Here is a 15,516-nt window from a genome sequence, read left to right as displayed (position 1 = left end):
ACGCCGAGGTCCCGGGTCATGACCTGGCGCCCCATTCCAGGCAGGCACCGACAGAGCGCCCACGACGCGAAGCCGCCCGTGGTCGCGTTACGGAACGCGACCACGGGCGGCAACCCGGGCCCGGCCAGGCGGCCTGGCGCCCTCGGGCCGGGCGGACCGGCTCAGGGTCGGCCCGACCGGCTCAGGGTCGGCCCGACCGGCTCAGCTGGGGTTGTTGGGTCGCAGCGTCCACACCACCGTCATCTCGCCCGTCACGGCGCCGTCCTCGCGCCGGATCTCGATGGCGACCGGGAACTCGGGGCGCTCGCCCGCGTCGAGCTCGGCTATCACGTCGGCGGCCGGGCGGCCGAGGGTCGCCGTGGCGGTCACCGGCCCCATGGCCAGCTTCTTGTACGCGATCTCGGCGCTGACGGCGAGCGGCACGGCCCGCGACAGCTCCGCGCCGAACGCGGCGAGGACGATGGCCCCGCTCGCGGACTCGCCCAGCGTGAACATGGCGCCGGCATGCGGGCCGCCGACGTGGTTGTGGTAGTCGCTCTGGTCGGGCAGGGCCACCACGGCCTTGTCCGGCGCGGTCTCCCGGAATTCGAGGTTCAGGGTTCGGGCCATCGGAACCGTGGCGGCGAGCATCTCGCCGATCGACATCTGTTCTGCGCTCATGGCACGCGATGTTACCCACGAGTAGGGACCTTGACCAGGACCTGCCTCTGCGTAGATCACCGTCACCTATCGTTGACGCCCATGTGGCCAGGACAGCAGCCGCCAGGGGGCGAGCGAAACCCGCAGGACCCGACTCGGGACCAGGGACAGAACCCGTACCGGCAGCCGGGATACCAGCAGCCCAACCCGTACGGGCAACAGCCTCCGCAGGGGACTTCGCATCAGGCCCCGTGGAACGCCCCGACCATGCCCGGCACCCACAGCGGCAACAGCGGCGGCAACCGGACCAAGGTGATCGCCCTCGTCGCGGCCGGCGCCGTCGTGGTCGCCGCGGGCGTGACCGGCGCCCTGCTCCTCGGCGGCGACAAGGACGACACCGCGAAGCCCGGCCCGGCGAAGGCCGGCGTCTCGCCGGACCCGGCCGCCTCCGACGACGCGAACCCCCGCACCGGGGACGGCATGCCCGACCCGACGGTCCCCGGCTGGAAGGTCGTCGTCAATCCCAAGCTCGGCATCGCCTTCGACGTGCCCGCCGAGTGGTCCCTGGACTCGCGGGACTGGGCCGGCGGCGTCGTGGAGGACAAGGACGCCGAGGACGACTCGGCACCGTTCCTCGCCGCGTACGCGGCCCCCGCCTACTTCAAGGAGAAGTGGTGCGCGAGCGACGACGACAAGGACGGCACGAAGGACTACACGACCCTGGCGGCCGCGGGCACGCGCGGCGGGCACGGCGTGAAGAGCGCCGAGCAGGCCGCGCGGCACGACGCGACCAACTGGGTCTACGGCGTGTACACGCAGCCGGACAGGAAGAAGGTCACGACGGGGCCGACCGAGACGTACACCACCAAGTCCGGCCTCAAGGGCAGCCTGGTGAGCGCCAGTTCATCCGGAGCCGAGAAGCAGGACAAGTGCGACTCGGACGGCAAGGCCACGGTGTTCGCCTTCAAGACTCCTGAGGGCAGATTCGCGTCCTGGTCCTTCCACGGCGCGAAGGGCGTCAAGGACGAGCTGCCGGATGCGACCGTGCGGAAGATCCTCGCGACGGTGCGCCTGTACGAACCCGTCCAGGACTGAGCCCCTCCGGGCGGCCGGGCCCGCCATGCGCCAGGGACGGGCCACGCGTCGGGGGCGGATGTGATCTTGTTCGACGGTGCCCCGTATCGTGTCCGGCCATGTGGCCAGGACAGCAGCCGCCCGGGGGCGAGCAGAACCCGCAGGACCCGACTCGGAACCAGGGACAGAACCCGTACCAGCAGCCGGGATACCAGCAGCCCAACCCGTACCAGCAGCCGGGATACCAGGCGCCGAACCCGTACCAGCAGCAGCCGGTGCAGCCCGTGGGCGGGCAGCAGGGGCAGTGGAGCGCCCCGACCGTGCCCGCGGCCGTGCCGCAGGCACCGGGCAGGACCGGCGGTGACGGCGGTGATGGCAGTAATGGACGCGGCGGACGCGGCGGGCGAGACAAGGTCAAGATCATCTCGATGGTGCTGGCGGCCGCCGTGGTCGTGGCCGCCGGTGTGACCGGATTCCTGGTGCTCGGCGGCGGGGACGACAAAGACGCCGCAAAGGCGGACGCCCCCGCGCAGGCCGACTCCAAGGCGCCGAGCCCCGCCGTGGACGACGGCGACGACAGCGAGCGTGGTACGGACGACGGCCTGAAGCCGACCGTCAAGGGCTGGCACGTCGTGGTGAACCCCCGGTGGGGCACCGCCTTCGACGTGCCGCCCGAGTGGGAGGTGCAGAACCCCGGCTCGGCGATCGCCTTCGAGGACGTGAAGACGGGCAAGCCGCTGATGACCATGTCGGCACCCGCGTACCTGCGGTCCAAGTGGTGTGTCACCGACGACGACAAGGACGGCAGGAGCGAGGACCACGAGCTCGCCGCCGTGGGCACCAAGGGCGCCAAGGGCGCGAAGAACACCGACGAGGTCGCGGTGAACCAGGTGGGCTGGTGGGTGTACGCCGGCTACACCCAGCCGGACAAGAAGAGCTTCACCTCCGACGAGAAGGCGCAGCCGTACACCACCAAGTCCGGCATCAAGGGCAGCATCGCCCGCGCCAAGTCCACCGACACGCCGCAGAAGGGCAAGTGCGCCACGGACGGCAAGGCGATCACCTTCGGCTTCAAGAACTCCGCCGGTGACTACGTCGCCTGGAGCCTCTACGGAGCCACGGGCGTGAAGGACGAGATACCGGAGGAGACCGTCATGAAGATCCTGAGCACGGTGCGCACCCACGGAGAACCGACGGAATCCTGAGGCTTTCCTCCGCTTTCCCCACGGCTTCTCCCCTCCCCCGGCGCCCCGGCATCCGCGCCTCAGGGGGCGCGCATGGCACCTCGCCCCCCGGCACCTCTATGGTTACTGGCCATGTGGCCAGAAAAGCAGCCGCCCGGGGGCGAGCAGAACCCGCAGGACCAGAATCAGAACCCGTATCAGCAGCCGGGATACCAGCAGCCGAACCCCTACCAGCAGCCGGGGTACCAGCAGCAGCCCGCGGGCGGATACCAGCAGCCGCTGGGCGGCGGCCAGCAACCGCAGCCGGGCGGCTACTCGCAGCCCGAGCACTCGCACTGGGCGGCCCCGACACCGCCGCCCGTACCGCCGCAGCACCTGGGCGGCGTCCAGGGCACCGGCGGGCAGGGCGGTGGCGGCGGCAACAAGACGAAGGTCACGGCCATCGTCGCCGCGCTCGCCGTGGTGGTGGCGGCCGGCGTCACCGGGTTCCTGGTCCTCGGCGGTGACGACGGCGAGAGCGACGAGGCGGGTCCGGCGAAGCCCTCGAAGTCCGTGTCGAAGAAGCCGAGCCCGACGGCCACCGACGACGGGAACGCGCGCGGCGAGGGCGACGACGACAAGCCGATGATCGACGGCTGGCAGGTCGTCGTGAACCCCAAGTGGGGCACCGCGTTCGACGTCCCGCCCGACTGGGAGGTCAAGACGCCGGACACCTTCATCGCCTTCGACGACCGCAAGGACGACGGCGCGAAGACGATCATCGGCATGTCCGCGCCCGCGATCCTCAAGGACAAGTGGTGCACGTCCGACGACGACAAGGACGGCGAGCCCGACGACACCTCGCTCGCCGCGGTCGGTACGAAGGGCCAGAACGGCGCCAAGAACACCGAGGACATCGCGCGCAACGACTCGGCCTGGTGGGTCTTCGGCGGCTACACCGAGCAGACCAAGGCCGACAAGAAGAAGATCAAGATCGGCAAGATCGAGGACTTCACCACCAAGGCCGGCATCAAGGGCAGCGTCGCCACGTCGACGACGTCCGGCGCCTCCACATCGGCCAAGTGCGACTCGGAGGGCAAGGCCACCACGTTCGGCTTCAAGAACGAGGCCGGCGAGTACGTGGCCTGGACTCTCTACGGCGCCAAGGGCGTCAAGGACGAGGTGCCCGACGCCACGGTGAAGAAGATCCTCAGCACCGTCCGGTGGAGCAAGGCGGCGTCCGAAGAGTCCTGAGCCTCGGGGCCCGAGGCCTGCGCCACGGGCCGTGGGTCCTGCGCCACGGGCCCGAGGGTCCTGCTCCCCGACGAACCGACGAACCGACGTGCCGACGAACCGCCAAAACGGTTTGCCAAGCCGGCGACTTGCCGGGGACAGTCCCGGGGTGACGAATCCCGCCCCCGCAGAACGCTCCCGCCCCTCCTGGGCGGGCCGCAACTACACACTGCTGACCGCCGCCGCGATCGCGACGAACCTCGGAAGCCACGGGGCGTTGATCGCGGCGGCGTTCGCGGTTCTCGACGCGGGCGGCGACGGCGGGGACGTCGGGCTCGTGGCCGCCGCGCGGACCCTGCCGCTCGTCCTGTTCCTGCTCATCGGCGGGGCGGTCGCCGACCGGCTGCCGCGCCATCACGTCATGGTCGCGGCCAACGCCCTCAACTGCGCGTCCCAGGCGGCCTTCGCCGCCCTCGTCCTCGCGGGCGAACCACAGCTGTGGCAGATGATGCTGCTCACCGGGCTCGGCGGCGTCGGCCAGGCCTTCTTCGGACCCGCGGCCGAAGGCATGCTGATGTCGTCGGTCAGTGGCGAGCAGGCAGGCAAGGCCTTCGCGATGTACCGCATGGCGATGCAGGGCGCCGGGCTCGGCGGGGCCGCGCTCGGCGGCCTGATGGTCGCGGCGATCGGTCCGGGCTGGGTGCTGGCCGTGGACGCGGCGGCGTTCGCGGTCGCGGGGGCGCTGCGGTCGTTCCTCGACGTCAGCCACATCCCGGAACGCACGCCCGGCGGCGGGCTCGTCGCCGATCTGCGGGACGGCTGGCGGGAGTTCACGGGCCGTCCCTGGCTGTGGTCGATCGTGGCGCAGTTCTCGGTGGTGGTGGCGGTGGTCGGGGCCGCCGAGTCGGTGTTCGGGCCGCTGGTGGCGCGGGACGAGCTGGGCGGCGCGGGGCCGTGGGGCCTGGCGCTCGGCGCGTTCGGGGCGGGCACGGTCGGCGGGGCGTTCCTGATGACGCGGTGGAAGCCTCGGCGGCTGCTGTTCGCGGGCACCCTCTGCGTCTTCCCGCTGGCCGCCCCTTCGGCGGCCCTCGCGGTGCCGCTGCCCGTGTCGGGTCTCGTCGCGGTGATGTTCGTCAGCGGTGTGGCGATCGAGGTGTTCGGCGTCTCCTGGATGACCGCGATGCACCAGGAGATACCGGAGGAGAAGCTGTCGCGCGTCGCCGCCTACGACTGGTTCGGCTCGGTCGCGATGGTGCCGCTGGCCACGGCGCTCGCCGGCCCCGCGGAGTCCGCTTTCGGCCGGTCCGCGTCGCTGTGGGGCTGCGCGGCGCTGGTGGTCGTGGTGACGGCGGCCGTGCTGTTCGTCCCCGACGTACGGAACCTGACACGGCGTACGACGGAGGTGGTCGCCTCGGCCAAGCCCGTGTCGCGCGGAGCCGCCGACCCGTCAGCCGATGGAGAAGGCGCCGTCGGGCGGCTCGGGTGAGGGGACCGCGTCCTCGTCGCGCACCGGACACACATCCCCGATGAAGCGACGCAGCGCGTCACCGTGCTCGACCCTGGCGGGAAAGACGTCGGACGCCGTGCGGCGGGCCAGCGCGGCGACGTCGATGGGCCGGTGCGCGGCGACCAGCACCGCGTTCCCGAAGCGGCGCCCGCGCAGCACGGACGGCTCCGCGATCAACGCGAGCTCCGCGAACACCTCGGCGAAGGTGGCCAGTTGGGAACGGAGGAAGGCGAAGGGCGCCCCGTCGGCGAGGTTCGCGGTGTAGTGCCCGTCCGGGCGGAGCACCCTGGCGGCGGTCCGCGCGTACGCGACCGTGGTGAGGTGGGCGGGCACGCGTGAGCCCCCGAAGACGTCGGCGACGACGATGTCGGCGCTGCCGTCCGGCGCCGCGTCGAGCCACTCCCTGGCGTCCGCGCCGTGCACACGGATCCCCGTCGCCGCCCCCAACGGCAACCGCTCCTCCACGAGCCAGAGCAGCCCCCGGTCCGCCTCGACCACGTGCTGCCGGGAGCCGGGGCGGGTGGCGGCGAGATAGCGGGGCAGGGTGAGGGCGCCGCCGCCGAGGTGGGTGACGTCGAGCGGGGCACCCGGCTCGGCCGCGGTGTCCAGGACATGGGCGAGCCGACGCGCGTACTCGAACTCCAGGTGCGTGGGCTCGTCCAGGTCGACGTACGACTGCGGCGCCCCGTCGACCGTGAGCAGCCAGGCCCGCGCCCGGTCGATGTCGGGCATGAGCTTGGCGACCCCGTGATCAACCTCCCGAATCACCGGAACCGCTTCGTCCCCGCCCCCACCGGAACTCTCGACCCCGGCCCCACCCTCGAACTCCTGCGCGTCCACACCGTCCATTGTGCCTGCTCGCCCTGAGAGCCGTACCGACCGGGCACAGCCGCTTCCGTTCGCCCGGGTGCCGGACCTGAACGTCACAAACGAGTCGGGGGGGGGGACGCCCGTCCAACACGCTGAACCCACCGCCGAGCCAGAACCGGCGGGCGCCACCAATACCGTCCGGGACGTCCGCGGCACCGCCCTCGGGACGCTCGTCGAAGATCCGGCCTGCCCAGCCACAACAGGCCCGTCGGCGTGCAGGCCTGACCCGTTTCCGGACCCGTACGTGTCACAGCAGCGTCAGTACGGCTCCATGGTCTCTCCACATATCGCATGATGCTCCTTCAGCACACGCGCATCCCAGGGGGGATCATGCACACCCGCACCACCATCGCCGCACTCATCGCCGGCGCCGGCCTGCTCGCACTCACCAGTTGCGGCCCCGAGAAGGACTCCAGCACCGGCACCGGCAAGGACAAGCCCGCCGCCACCGGGGACACGGGCGAGAAGGCCGAGAGCGCCGCACTGCCCGACATGGCCGACAAGGGCCTGCAGTCCGCACAGGACCAGGCGCAGGAAGCAGGCTTCTACGGCCTCACGTCACACGACGCGCTCGGCCGCGACCGCATGCAGGCATTCGACCGGAACTGGAAGGTCTGCTCGCAGACCCCGAAGGCCGGCAACCACCCGACCGACACGAAGGTCGACTTCGCCACGGTCAAGCTCGACGAGACCTGCCCGGCCAAGGACGCCGGCGCCGAGGAGCCCCGGGCCGCGGGTGCGAAGATGCCCGATTTCAAGGGCAAGGCCGTCAAGGTCGCGCGCGGCGCCCTCGACTCCGGGACGAGCATCACCGTCAACGACGCGTCCGGGCAGGGCCGGTTCATCCTCATGGAGTCGAACTGGAAGGTCTGCTCGCAACAGCCGACCGCGGGCGCCGCGCTCGACGGGCGGCCGGTGACGCTCACCGCGGTGAAGTTCGAAGAGTCCTGCTAGACCACCGGGGGCCGCCCGAGCCGCGTCATACGGACCACGGTCCGCCAACGCATCGGTCGGCGCCCACTGCAAGGGCGCCCATCGCAAGGAGTGCGCAGGCCCTCGGCGAAGCCCCGCCCACGCCTTCAATCCGGCCGCCGAACGGGTCCGACCGAGCGTGAGCAGGATCCACACCCCCGGATACACCGGCACGAGAAGGGCAGGCAGGTGACGACGAGCCAGCCAGACCCGGTTCCGGGCGGTCATCCGGTAGTAGACCGCGTGCCGGGCCGGGGACGTCTTGGGGTGCTGGAGCAGCGACCCGGGCTCGTAGAGGATCTTCCATCCGTCGTCCAGGGCCCGCCAGGCGAGGTCGGTCTCCTCATGGGTGAAGAAGAACTCCGCAGGCCAGTCGCCGATCCGGTCCAGCATCCGCATCGCGAGGGCGTGCCCGCCGCCGAGGAACGCGGTCACCGGGCCTCTCCGCAGGGGATCCTTCGCGCGCAACCGCGGGACGTGGCGACGCGCGGTCTCCCCGTTCTCATCAGCGATGCGGAAGCCGACGACGCCCAGGCACGGGTCGCTGGTGAACAGGTCACGGATACGACGGAAGACGTCGTCCTGGACGAGGAGGCCGTCGTCGTCCAGCTCGACCACGACGTCGATGTCGCCGAACTTCCGGAGCCTGGCGATGCCGGTGTTGCGGCCGCCGGGGCAGCCCAGGTTCTCCTCGTTCTCGACGACCGTCACCTCGCCCGGTAGATCCGGGAAGTCCGGCAGGGGCGAGCCGTTGCCGACGATCACGATGCGCGAAGGCGGCACGTTCTGCTTCGCCACGGATACCTAGCCGTACACCACCTCGCCCGATTCCCCCCGCGTGGGGCAACAGACACACGCCCCCGGCGCGCTCCGAGCGCTCTCATTACTCCGTCTAGAAGAACGAGTTCAAGTGACCGTAGTTTGTTTCAGGACAGTTCACGCGAAGTGCGAAAAGAGCCAAAATGAGTGACGCAAACAACGCTGACCCCCAGCGTTCCGGCCACCCCGTAAGGGATAAGGCCGTGGTGATCGGCGTCATCGGGCTCGTCTTGGCGGCGATCCCCATTGCTTGGGCAATTTTCTCGGAGGGTAAGGACACGCTCGACAAGGGCGAGTACGTAAGCCAGTCAGATCAGGCATGTGCGAACTACCTCCCCAGCTTGCAGTCGCTGGGTAAAGAACCTGTCGGCGCCCCTGCCGCCGTGTACACGCAGTACCTGCAACGACGCATCGCGATAATCCGGCCAGGGCTCAGGGACTGGGGAGCAGTGGAGCTCCCTTCAGCGCTGGAAGAGGCAGTAAATGACTCATACTACGGAGCAGACTCGGCTGCGCGAGAATATGAGATAGCGATCAATTGGGGACAACGGGGCAACGTGGACAAGGCGAATGATCACCTCGACAAAGCAGGCGAGTACGCAACGGAATCCATCCGTAAGGCCCGCTCCATCGGCCTCAAGGTCTGCCCAGTCGGATTCTAGATAAAGCCGCGCGCCTACCCCCTACGAAGGAGGGCTGACGACGGCACCGCCTCTGTCCGCCGCCGTACGGGGACACCACAGCCCGACCTGGTCGAGCCGGGCCCCGACACAGCCGCTCTCGACCCCGCCCACAGCAAGTACCCGCGACGCAGACCTCCTCTCGCCTCCGGGTAAGAGCGGGTCTTTCCTCATGTCAGGGGCAGGTGCCCGTGCTCAGCGAGGACGCTGCACACCGCGGGCACGGCCGCATACGGCTGCAGTCGCTCCAGGACGACGCGGGTACGGGCCGCTGTGCGGTCGGAGGACAGCTCCCCCGACAGCTCGATGATGCGCCGCGCCTCGTCCGCTGCCTCGCCCGCCTCGACCAACTCGATGCCGACCAGCTGGAGTACGACCGCCACCAGGCCGCCCATCTCCGCTCGCTAGAACGTTCCGCCGACCAGCTCGGCGAGTGCCCTGCCCCGGTCCACCTCGGGGTCCTCGACACGATGCGCACCATCGAGGGCACCTTCCACGACATCGCCGACCAGATCACCGGCTCCGTCCAGCGGCCACCCATGCGGCCCGCCCCTCACACGTGGCCGACCGCCGACCGCGAGCGGCGCAACGCCGTCGCCCGCGCCGACGCCATGGACCCGCGTCGATGGAGGTGAACCGGCCGCCGGCACTCCGTCCCGTACACGGCCCTGTGGCTGTCGGCCCGGGTCGAGGACCGGCCGGGCCCGTTCCGGTGGCTGACTGGGGTGGAACAGGAACAGATCGCGGCCGTCGCCGCGGGCGCGGCCGAACGCGTTGAGAGGGCCCTCGACATCGCCGCACAGCGCCGCGCCCCCGAACGACGCTGTGATTGCGGCGGTGCAATCGACGTCCACGGCGGCGAAGGGCGGCAGCCGCCCACCGCACAGGTTGCGGGTGCATCTGGACGGAGAGGGGACTCGCCGCCGCATGACGGAAGGAGCAGCAGACGGCAAAAGCCAGCACTAAACACCTAAGGGTCTCGAAAGTGCGATGACTATGGTCCTGATAAGCAGGCAAACGCAAGGACCAAAGCCCTCATCTTCGCCAAGCTCAGTTGAACACCCTTCCCATGATCGTTTGCGCATGCCAAGGTCATCACAACCCCGGCGCCAGCCACCCCCTCCACCGGCTGCGCCGGGGCCCGCGCACCGTCCACGAAGGGTTTTCCATGAACCACCGTCAGCGCATAGTGAGCGGCGTCGTCGCCTCCGTCAGCACGGCCGCCCTCACCCTGGGAGCCGCTTCGCTGGCCATGGCCAGCGAGGCCCCCTCTGCAGTCGAAGGCACTGCGGCCACGGTAGAGAAGGCCACCGGCACCGCCGGCATCGCCCCGGCCCCGGCCTCAGGAACCACGATCCCCCGGCGTTCCACGGGGGACGCGAAGACTGTCGCCGCGACGGGTGACGCCGTATCAATCGCCCTTCCCAGCAGCAACAACGTCATCGGCACCAGAGGCGGCAAGAACACCACCGTCTACCCCCGGGGCGGCCAAGGCCACCGACCTCGCGATCCAGCCCACCACTGACGGCGGCATCCGCGCCCTGACCGTCCTCAAGAACGCCGCCGCTCCGCGCGAACAGCGCTACGACATCGGCCTGCCCGACGGCGCCCGCCTGGTCAAGCTCGACACCGGCGCCGTCGCCGCAGTCGCGAAGAACGGCACACTCCTCGGCGGTTTCGCTACACCCTGGGCCAAGGACGCTACCGGCAAGCCCATACCCACCAGCTACCGCATCGACGGCAACACCCTCATCCAGTCGGTACGGACCACGAACTCCACAGCCTTCCCCGTCGTCGCCGACCCCAAGTGGGTGAACGACGCCGCCAAGGGCACCGCCATGGGACTTGCCAGCGGGTGCGTGGGCGGCGCCGTCGCCGGAGGAGGAGCTGGATGCATCCCGGGGGCTGTCGCAGGAGGTCTGGGCGGAGCCGTCGCCGGAGTCGTCGGCGGCCTGTTCGACTGACAGGCGCCGCTGTCACCCTTCCAAACGCCGACGACATGACTCGTGAGGAGAACTGCGATGACAGATGACTTGAAGGATCGTCACGCCGGTGCCGAGCGGACCGCCTCGCTTGCAGTGTTGGCCGCCATGGGAGCGTTCCTCGGCTTCAGCGTGAGCGATCAGTCCTGGGCAGCTTGCATCTTGTGGGGTCTGGGCGGAGGCATCGCCGTGGTACCGGTAGTCGCAGGCGCCAGGCGAGTCGCCCGATACGTGAGCAGACGGCGAACACCCTGACACCTTCGAGCCGGTTCACTCCTGACGATCACCAAGGCCGACGCCACGAGTGGACCGGCCAAGGCCACGACCGATCCATTTGACACGGGCGCGGGCATGTCGAGTCAACTCGCCCGACCAACATCGAGCGCCTCGACGACGCCATCCGCCACCGTGCACGCCGCGGTGGCCTGCCCCGGGGTACAGCCCCCCCGCTTGCAGCCCCGGTCAGGAGAAGACGACCGAGCGCACCTTCAAGCGTTCCGATCCGCCACCGGTATGGGGGCGCAGGGAGAAGAAGGTGTCACCCTTGCAGTCGGCGTTCAGGAAGACCACAGCCGTGGCATCTGTCCGGTTCTTCGGGGAGTACCCCGGGCGCAGATCGTTGGAGCCGACGCCATAGAGATTGATGCACTCCCCACTCGGCGGGTTGTTGAGGAAGCCAACCGCTTCATAGCCCTCGTCGGTCAGATAGGTGTAGCGGAACTGCCCGTCGGCAGCGCTGGCCGAGGTGGGGACCGTCAGGGCCAGCGTGAGAGCTCCAAGAGCAGCGGTGGCAGAACGACGAAGGCGCATGAAGCAGACTCCTGGGAAAGAGGCGTTAGGGACGCCTGAGTCTGTCCGTGCACAGGCTGCCGTTACACGCGATCAATCCGGGAAAACGATTCGCTGTAGCCCATTCAGCCGAAGGAAGGGCGTCCCCGCTCGTCACATCTCTCGGCTGCCGCGCTCGCCGATCATCGTCCAGTCCTCCGGGCTGCCGCCCCTCCACTCGATCAACGAGGATCGTTCCGTCGATACGGACGGGGCGTCCGCCCTCTTCGTCGGGTGGGTAAATCACAACGGGCGCACTGGAGGCCATGACGTCAAAGTGATCGGCCGCGGTGCGGGATGCACGCCCGGCTACTCCAGCATGCGCCGCTCACGCGTTCGAGTCTATGTCGGCCATCCAAGGTCGAGCCTGGCGCCCGGTGAACAACCACACGGTCACACCACGCCTGGGTCACCCGCCGGTCGGTTGCGGCGTGCGGTCACGGTGGCCCCCCCCCCGAAACGTTGTGGTGACGGCACTCGTCACTCGGCTTCTCTGCGGCTCCGAGATGTCGACAGGAGGATGCGAACCATGGCGAAGGACAAAGAGCAGAACCGCGAACAGCAGAAGGCCAGCGCAGCAGCCGAACGCCACCGCCAGATGGGCGCGCACTCATCAATGGAGGCTCCGGCTTCGCAACGGCCGAAGTGTCCGGCATCCCGTGCGGACTCCGTGCGCAAGGCCAGGGAAGAGTCGGAGCACAGCTGACTCCGCTTGCGTCAGCGGCGTGCGCCCGGTCTAGGGTAACGCCGCCGACGCAAGAGAGTGGGCGGCGATATACCCAAGGAGTGACCACCTCAGGGCCGGGGCGGGTCCTGGCGGTCGGTGAAGTCCCTGCTCTTGTCGTGCGCTATGTCGACCTTGTCCGCGTATTTGCCGCCCGTACCCTCGTCGATCAAGTCGCCCGTCTTGTCTACGGAATGCTTGGCCGTGTCCGGGATCTGGTCTGCTTTGCCTTGACCTTGTCCAAGAAAGATATGACCGGCCTCCTTCAGACATGGAATGTCACACCCGGGGTTTCCCGCCCTCCTGAGGACCGAATCCGCGCCCCGGGCCGTCTGACCAGGACGGGGATGGCCGAGCTACTCGACCGGATCCTCCTCGGCATACCGCAGCCTCGACCCGCGAGACAGGGGGCCGAACGCGCCGCTACGGCCGCCACTCCTCGCGGTAGCCGGGCCGGTCCGCGTACGAGACGAGCATGTCCCGCACCTCCTCGCACGGCCAATCCCCCTCAACCACCACGCCGGCCTGACAGGTCGGGCAGCCGAGAACGTAGGTGGACGGGGCGCCCTCGTTGCTGTCGCGGCCGACCATGAGCTGCGGGGTGTGGCGTTCGAGGCGCCGCCGGTTGGCGTCGATCTCGCGCAGCACCCGCGCCGGGTCTTGGCGGGCGACGTGGGCAGCGTCCGCGAGATCACACAAGGTGACGACCTCGGCATTGTCGTCATCGAGGACCGACTCGCCCAGCGCCCGCCACCTGCCGTCCCGCGTGACGCAGTCCTGAGCACCGACCTCGTCCTCGTTGAGCTGCTCGCCGTACCACCGCACGACATCATCCACCGCTACGCCTCCGACGTCGGCTTCTTCAGGTCCGTGCGCCCCCTGCCGTGACTTCCTGTTGGCGAAGTACGGGCGAGTCTTCCGGTAGTCGACCACGCTCGACCTGCCGACCGGCACGACCGGGGGAAAGTCCGCGTCATCGCGAGCCAGCTGAGAGATTCGCTGGTGCGTGATCCGCTCGACGACGCCATCGCTGACGAGCCGTCTGGCCAACTCGCGGAGCGACACCATGTCTGGCCCTCTTTCTTCGTCGGCCACAGGGCACCATCCTCCGACTTCCTCGCCATATGGCAATGAAGTAGCTAGCGTCGTACTCGGTAACGGTCTCCCAGCCCATGTGGAGCTGGAACTCCGGGCCGAGGGGTGGACCCCCTCATCGTCACCGCCCGCCTCCTTGGCGAGAGCGTCGACACGACCTGCCGAGCAACCCGGCAGAGTGGACGCCGGAGCAGCGCCAGGGCTTAAGACGCCATTTCGTTTGGTGTGATCTTGCGGCAGTCTGGTGCGGTGACTGCTTCGCTTGTTGAGCGGATGGCGCCGGATGACCTGTGGGAGTTGTTCGAGCGCGTGGTCCCGCCGCCTCCCGAGCGCCCGCAAGGCGGCGGTCGGCGCCGGCACAGGGACCGGGAGGTGCTGGCCGCGATCATCTTCGTCGCCACTTCGGGCTGCACGTGGAATCAACTGCCGCCCGGCTTCGGCCCATCGGGGGTGACCGCGTTCCGCCGGTTCTCCGAGTGGACCGAGGCGCGGGTGTGGGCCAAGCTCCACCGCCTGGTCCTCGACGAACTCGGCTCCCGCGGTCAGCTGGACTGGTCACGGTGCGCGATCGACTCCGTCAGCGTCCGAGCCCTCAAAGGGGGCGGCTGACGGGACCGAATCCGACCGACCGCGGCAAGAGCGGGTCGAAAATCCACCTGCTCGTCGACCGGCACGGCCTGCCGATCTCGCTCGGCGTCTCGGCCGCCAACCTCCACGACAGCCAGGCCCTCATCCCGCTGGTCCGCGGCATTGCGCCCATCCGCTCTCGCCGCGGCCCCCGGCGCCGACGACCCGCCAAGCTCCACGGCGACAAGGGCTACGACTATCCCCACCTACGGCGCTGGCTCTCCTTGCGGCAAATCACCCACCGCATCGCCCGCAAGGGCACCGAGTCCTCCCAGCACCTGGGCCGACACCGCTGGGTCGTCGAACGGACGGTGTCCTGGCTGTCCGGATGCCGCCGCCTTCACCGCCGCTACGAACGCAAGCCGGAACACTTCCTCGCCTTCACGGCCATCGCAGCAACCCTCATATGCCACCGCCGCATCACCAAATGAAATGGCGTCTAAGCCGGCAGTCCGACGCATCCATGCGTGAGCAGGCGGACATGATCACGCGGGAGGTGGGGCGCGGCCGCTGGTCTAGGAGCACACTGAGACTGAGGCCCCGCCCCGCATCCCCCCCAACGCGGCGGGGCCTTTCGCCGAGCCGTGCGGCACGATGGGAATCTGCCTTACGAGGGGCTCGCCATGGACCAACTGTCATTGCGCAGACGGCGAATACGTCGTATCGGGATAGCGTCAACGGCTCTCTTGATTCTGGGGTTGGTGCTAATCGGCGTGCTCATGTTGGTAGGCGCGGGCGACGACGCTCATCCGGGGCCTGGGTCCGGGGGTGAGGGTTCATCTCCTGAAGAGACTTCGAGTACAGCACTCGTGATCACCTCCGTGGTCAGCCTGGTCTCTTCGTTGGGAGGATTGTGTGGAGGTATCGCCGCGATCATCATGGCGGTGCGCACGCCGCGCCCCCATCCTCCACATCTTCTGCCTCACTCACCGCCATCTCCGCCCACGAGTGATCCACCCCCATTGGCGGGCGGATGAAGGGTGACAAGTCGACCACTGGCACGCTGAAGAAGCGCCTCCCCCTGGAACCGGGCCCCGCCGCGCGTCCCCCGACTTGGCGGGGCCTTCGCCGCCCCTCTGGACGCGTCGACTGCCCTTATGGAAGGTGTCCGAGTGGATGTTGTATTCGGGTGGATAGGTGTGTTGGCGGGCCCAGGCGGGTTAGCAACCAGCGTGGCCGGGCTCCGGCTGCAAAAGCAGGCTGGGCAAGACCTTCGAGCCCGAGAGCGCGCCCTCGTGGCGCGCGAGGCGTTCATCGCTCGCGCAGAAGCCTCTACGCACGCGTCGCTATTGCAGTTCGGACC

16 protein-coding genes and 1 pseudogene are annotated in these 15,516 nt (G+C 69.3%); 10 read left to right on the top strand and 7 right to left on the bottom strand.

Annotation, left to right across the window (positions count from 1 at the left end):
* Positions 1–201 precede the first annotated feature (201 nt).
* Positions 202–660, bottom strand: a complete 459-nt coding sequence (locus tag AB0H82_RS22410) for a DUF4442 domain-containing protein (protein WP_362995321.1) — start codon at positions 658–660, stop codon at positions 202–204.
* An 81-nt stretch (positions 661–741) separates the two neighbouring features.
* Here AB0H82_RS22410 and AB0H82_RS22405 point away from each other — a divergent pair, with 81 nt between their 5' ends.
* The 4 genes from AB0H82_RS22405 to AB0H82_RS22390 all read left to right on the top strand — a co-directional run bounded on the left by AB0H82_RS22405 (position 742) and on the right by AB0H82_RS22390 (position 5,595).
* Positions 742–1,734, top strand: a complete 993-nt coding sequence (locus AB0H82_RS22405) for a hypothetical protein (RefSeq protein WP_362995319.1) — start codon at positions 742–744, stop codon at positions 1,732–1,734.
* Between the two features lie 98 nt (positions 1,735–1,832).
* The gene (locus tag AB0H82_RS22400; protein ID WP_362995317.1) at positions 1,833–2,918 is read left to right on the top strand and encodes a hypothetical protein; all 1,086 of its coding nucleotides are present in this window, start codon (positions 1,833–1,835) and stop codon (positions 2,916–2,918) included.
* Positions 2,919–3,029: 111 nt separating this feature from the next.
* Entirely contained in the window at positions 3,030–4,130 is a 1,101-nt protein-coding gene (locus tag AB0H82_RS22395) for a hypothetical protein (protein WP_362995315.1), read from the top strand.
* A 148-nt stretch (positions 4,131–4,278) separates the two neighbouring features.
* A complete protein-coding gene (locus AB0H82_RS22390) occupies positions 4,279–5,595 on the top strand; it encodes an MFS transporter (protein WP_362995313.1) in 1,317 nt (438 codons plus the stop codon).
* Here the strand turns inward: AB0H82_RS22390 and AB0H82_RS22385 are convergent.
* Entirely contained in the window at positions 5,557–6,348 is a 792-nt protein-coding gene (locus tag AB0H82_RS22385; RefSeq protein ID WP_362995311.1) for a fused MFS/spermidine synthase, read from the bottom strand. The two genes, AB0H82_RS22390 and AB0H82_RS22385, sit on opposite strands and share 39 nt — an antisense overlap.
* Before the next feature lie 468 nt (positions 6,349–6,816).
* On the opposite strand from AB0H82_RS22385, the gene AB0H82_RS22380 reads away from it, so the two are divergent.
* Positions 6,817–7,440, top strand: a complete 624-nt coding sequence (locus tag AB0H82_RS22380; RefSeq protein WP_362995309.1) for a hypothetical protein — start codon at positions 6,817–6,819, stop codon at positions 7,438–7,440.
* Here the strand turns inward: AB0H82_RS22380 and AB0H82_RS22375 are convergent.
* A pseudogene (locus AB0H82_RS22375) lies at positions 7,437–8,256 on the bottom strand (glycosyltransferase). The gene AB0H82_RS22380 and the pseudogene AB0H82_RS22375 overlap by 4 nt on opposite strands.
* Before the next feature lie 164 nt (positions 8,257–8,420).
* On the opposite strand from AB0H82_RS22375, the gene AB0H82_RS22370 reads away from it, so the two are divergent.
* Complete coding sequence (locus tag AB0H82_RS22370; RefSeq protein WP_362995307.1) at positions 8,421–8,939, top strand: hypothetical protein; 519 nt, start codon at positions 8,421–8,423, stop codon at positions 8,937–8,939.
* Positions 8,940–9,127: 188 nt separating this feature from the next.
* Here the strand turns inward: AB0H82_RS22370 and AB0H82_RS22365 are convergent, their stop codons facing one another.
* Positions 9,128–9,352 carry a hypothetical protein gene (locus AB0H82_RS22365; RefSeq protein ID WP_362995305.1) on the bottom strand — a complete coding sequence of 75 codons (225 nt, stop codon included), beginning with the start codon at positions 9,350–9,352 and terminating at the stop codon, positions 9,128–9,130.
* 75 nt (positions 9,353–9,427) lie between these two features.
* Here AB0H82_RS22365 and AB0H82_RS22360 point away from each other — a divergent pair, with 75 nt between their 5' ends.
* Both AB0H82_RS22360 and AB0H82_RS22355 read left to right on the top strand, forming a co-directional pair.
* Positions 9,428–9,592 (top strand): hypothetical protein, encoded by a 165-nt coding sequence (locus AB0H82_RS22360; protein ID WP_362995303.1) that lies wholly within the window; start codon positions 9,428–9,430, stop codon positions 9,590–9,592.
* A 765-nt stretch (positions 9,593–10,357) separates the two neighbouring features.
* Positions 10,358–10,921 carry a hypothetical protein gene (locus AB0H82_RS22355; protein ID WP_362995301.1) on the top strand — a complete coding sequence of 188 codons (564 nt, stop codon included), beginning with the start codon at positions 10,358–10,360 and terminating at the stop codon, positions 10,919–10,921.
* A 480-nt stretch (positions 10,922–11,401) separates the two neighbouring features.
* On the opposite strand, the gene AB0H82_RS22350 is transcribed toward AB0H82_RS22355, so the two are convergent.
* Complete coding sequence (locus AB0H82_RS22350) at positions 11,402–11,749, bottom strand: hypothetical protein (RefSeq protein ID WP_362995299.1); 348 nt, start codon at positions 11,747–11,749, stop codon at positions 11,402–11,404.
* Between the two features lie 547 nt (positions 11,750–12,296).
* Between AB0H82_RS22350 and AB0H82_RS22345 the strand changes: the two genes are divergently transcribed.
* Positions 12,297–12,473: a hypothetical protein gene (locus tag AB0H82_RS22345; RefSeq protein WP_362995297.1), complete on the top strand. Its 177-nt coding sequence runs from the start codon at positions 12,297–12,299 to the stop codon at positions 12,471–12,473.
* A gap of 89 nt (positions 12,474–12,562) precedes the next feature.
* Here AB0H82_RS22345 and AB0H82_RS22340 read toward each other — a convergent pair whose 3' ends face one another.
* Positions 12,563–12,706, bottom strand: a complete 144-nt coding sequence (locus AB0H82_RS22340) for an antitoxin (RefSeq protein WP_362995402.1) — start codon at positions 12,704–12,706, stop codon at positions 12,563–12,565.
* A 208-nt stretch (positions 12,707–12,914) separates the two neighbouring features.
* Positions 12,915–13,586 (bottom strand): DUF6221 family protein, encoded by a 672-nt coding sequence (locus AB0H82_RS22335; protein WP_362995295.1) that lies wholly within the window; start codon positions 13,584–13,586, stop codon positions 12,915–12,917.
* 273 nt (positions 13,587–13,859) lie between these two features.
* On the opposite strand from AB0H82_RS22335, the gene AB0H82_RS22330 reads away from it, so the two are divergent.
* Positions 13,860–14,644, top strand: a protein-coding gene (locus tag AB0H82_RS22330; RefSeq protein ID WP_362995400.1) for an IS5 family transposase whose coding sequence is annotated in 2 segments (ribosomal slippage) — positions 13,860–14,169 and positions 14,169–14,644 — 786 coding nt in all. Because the reading frame shifts where the segments join, the coding sequence is not laid out codon by codon here.
* The last annotated feature ends 872 nt before the right edge of the window (positions 14,645–15,516 follow it).

This window comes from Streptomyces sp. NPDC050732 (assembly GCF_040654255.1).
In the GTDB taxonomy this organism is placed as follows: Bacteria; Actinomycetota; Actinomycetes; order Streptomycetales; family Streptomycetaceae; genus Streptomyces.
The sequence above is the reverse complement of the archived record's forward strand: the minus strand, read 5'-3'. Positions and strand labels throughout refer to the sequence as shown.

Excerpts from the sequence above, each read along its gene's own strand:
- AB0H82_RS22365 (WP_362995305.1), bottom strand. The coding sequence starts at position 9,352 with ATGGGCGGCCTGGTGGCGGTCGTACTCCAGCTGGTCGGCATCGAGTTG.
- AB0H82_RS22380 (WP_362995309.1), top strand. The coding sequence starts at position 6,817 with ATGCACACCCGCACCACCATCGCCGCACTCATCGCCGGCGCCGGCCTG.
- AB0H82_RS22385 (WP_362995311.1), bottom strand. The coding sequence starts at position 6,348 with ATGCCCGACATCGACCGGGCGCGGGCCTGGCTGCTCACGGTCGACGGG.
- AB0H82_RS22345 (WP_362995297.1), top strand. The coding sequence starts at position 12,297 with ATGGCGAAGGACAAAGAGCAGAACCGCGAACAGCAGAAGGCCAGCGCA.
- AB0H82_RS22370 (WP_362995307.1), top strand. The coding sequence starts at position 8,421 with ATGAGTGACGCAAACAACGCTGACCCCCAGCGTTCCGGCCACCCCGTA.
- AB0H82_RS22400 (WP_362995317.1), top strand. The coding sequence starts at position 1,833 with ATGTGGCCAGGACAGCAGCCGCCCGGGGGCGAGCAGAACCCGCAGGAC.
- AB0H82_RS22405 (WP_362995319.1), top strand. The coding sequence starts at position 742 with ATGTGGCCAGGACAGCAGCCGCCAGGGGGCGAGCGAAACCCGCAGGAC.
- AB0H82_RS22395 (WP_362995315.1), top strand. The coding sequence starts at position 3,030 with ATGTGGCCAGAAAAGCAGCCGCCCGGGGGCGAGCAGAACCCGCAGGAC.
- AB0H82_RS22410 (WP_362995321.1), bottom strand. The coding sequence starts at position 660 with ATGAGCGCAGAACAGATGTCGATCGGCGAGATGCTCGCCGCCACGGTT.
- AB0H82_RS22350 (WP_362995299.1), bottom strand. The coding sequence starts at position 11,749 with ATGCGCCTTCGTCGTTCTGCCACCGCTGCTCTTGGAGCTCTCACGCTG.
- AB0H82_RS22360 (WP_362995303.1), top strand. The coding sequence starts at position 9,428 with ATGCGCACCATCGAGGGCACCTTCCACGACATCGCCGACCAGATCACC.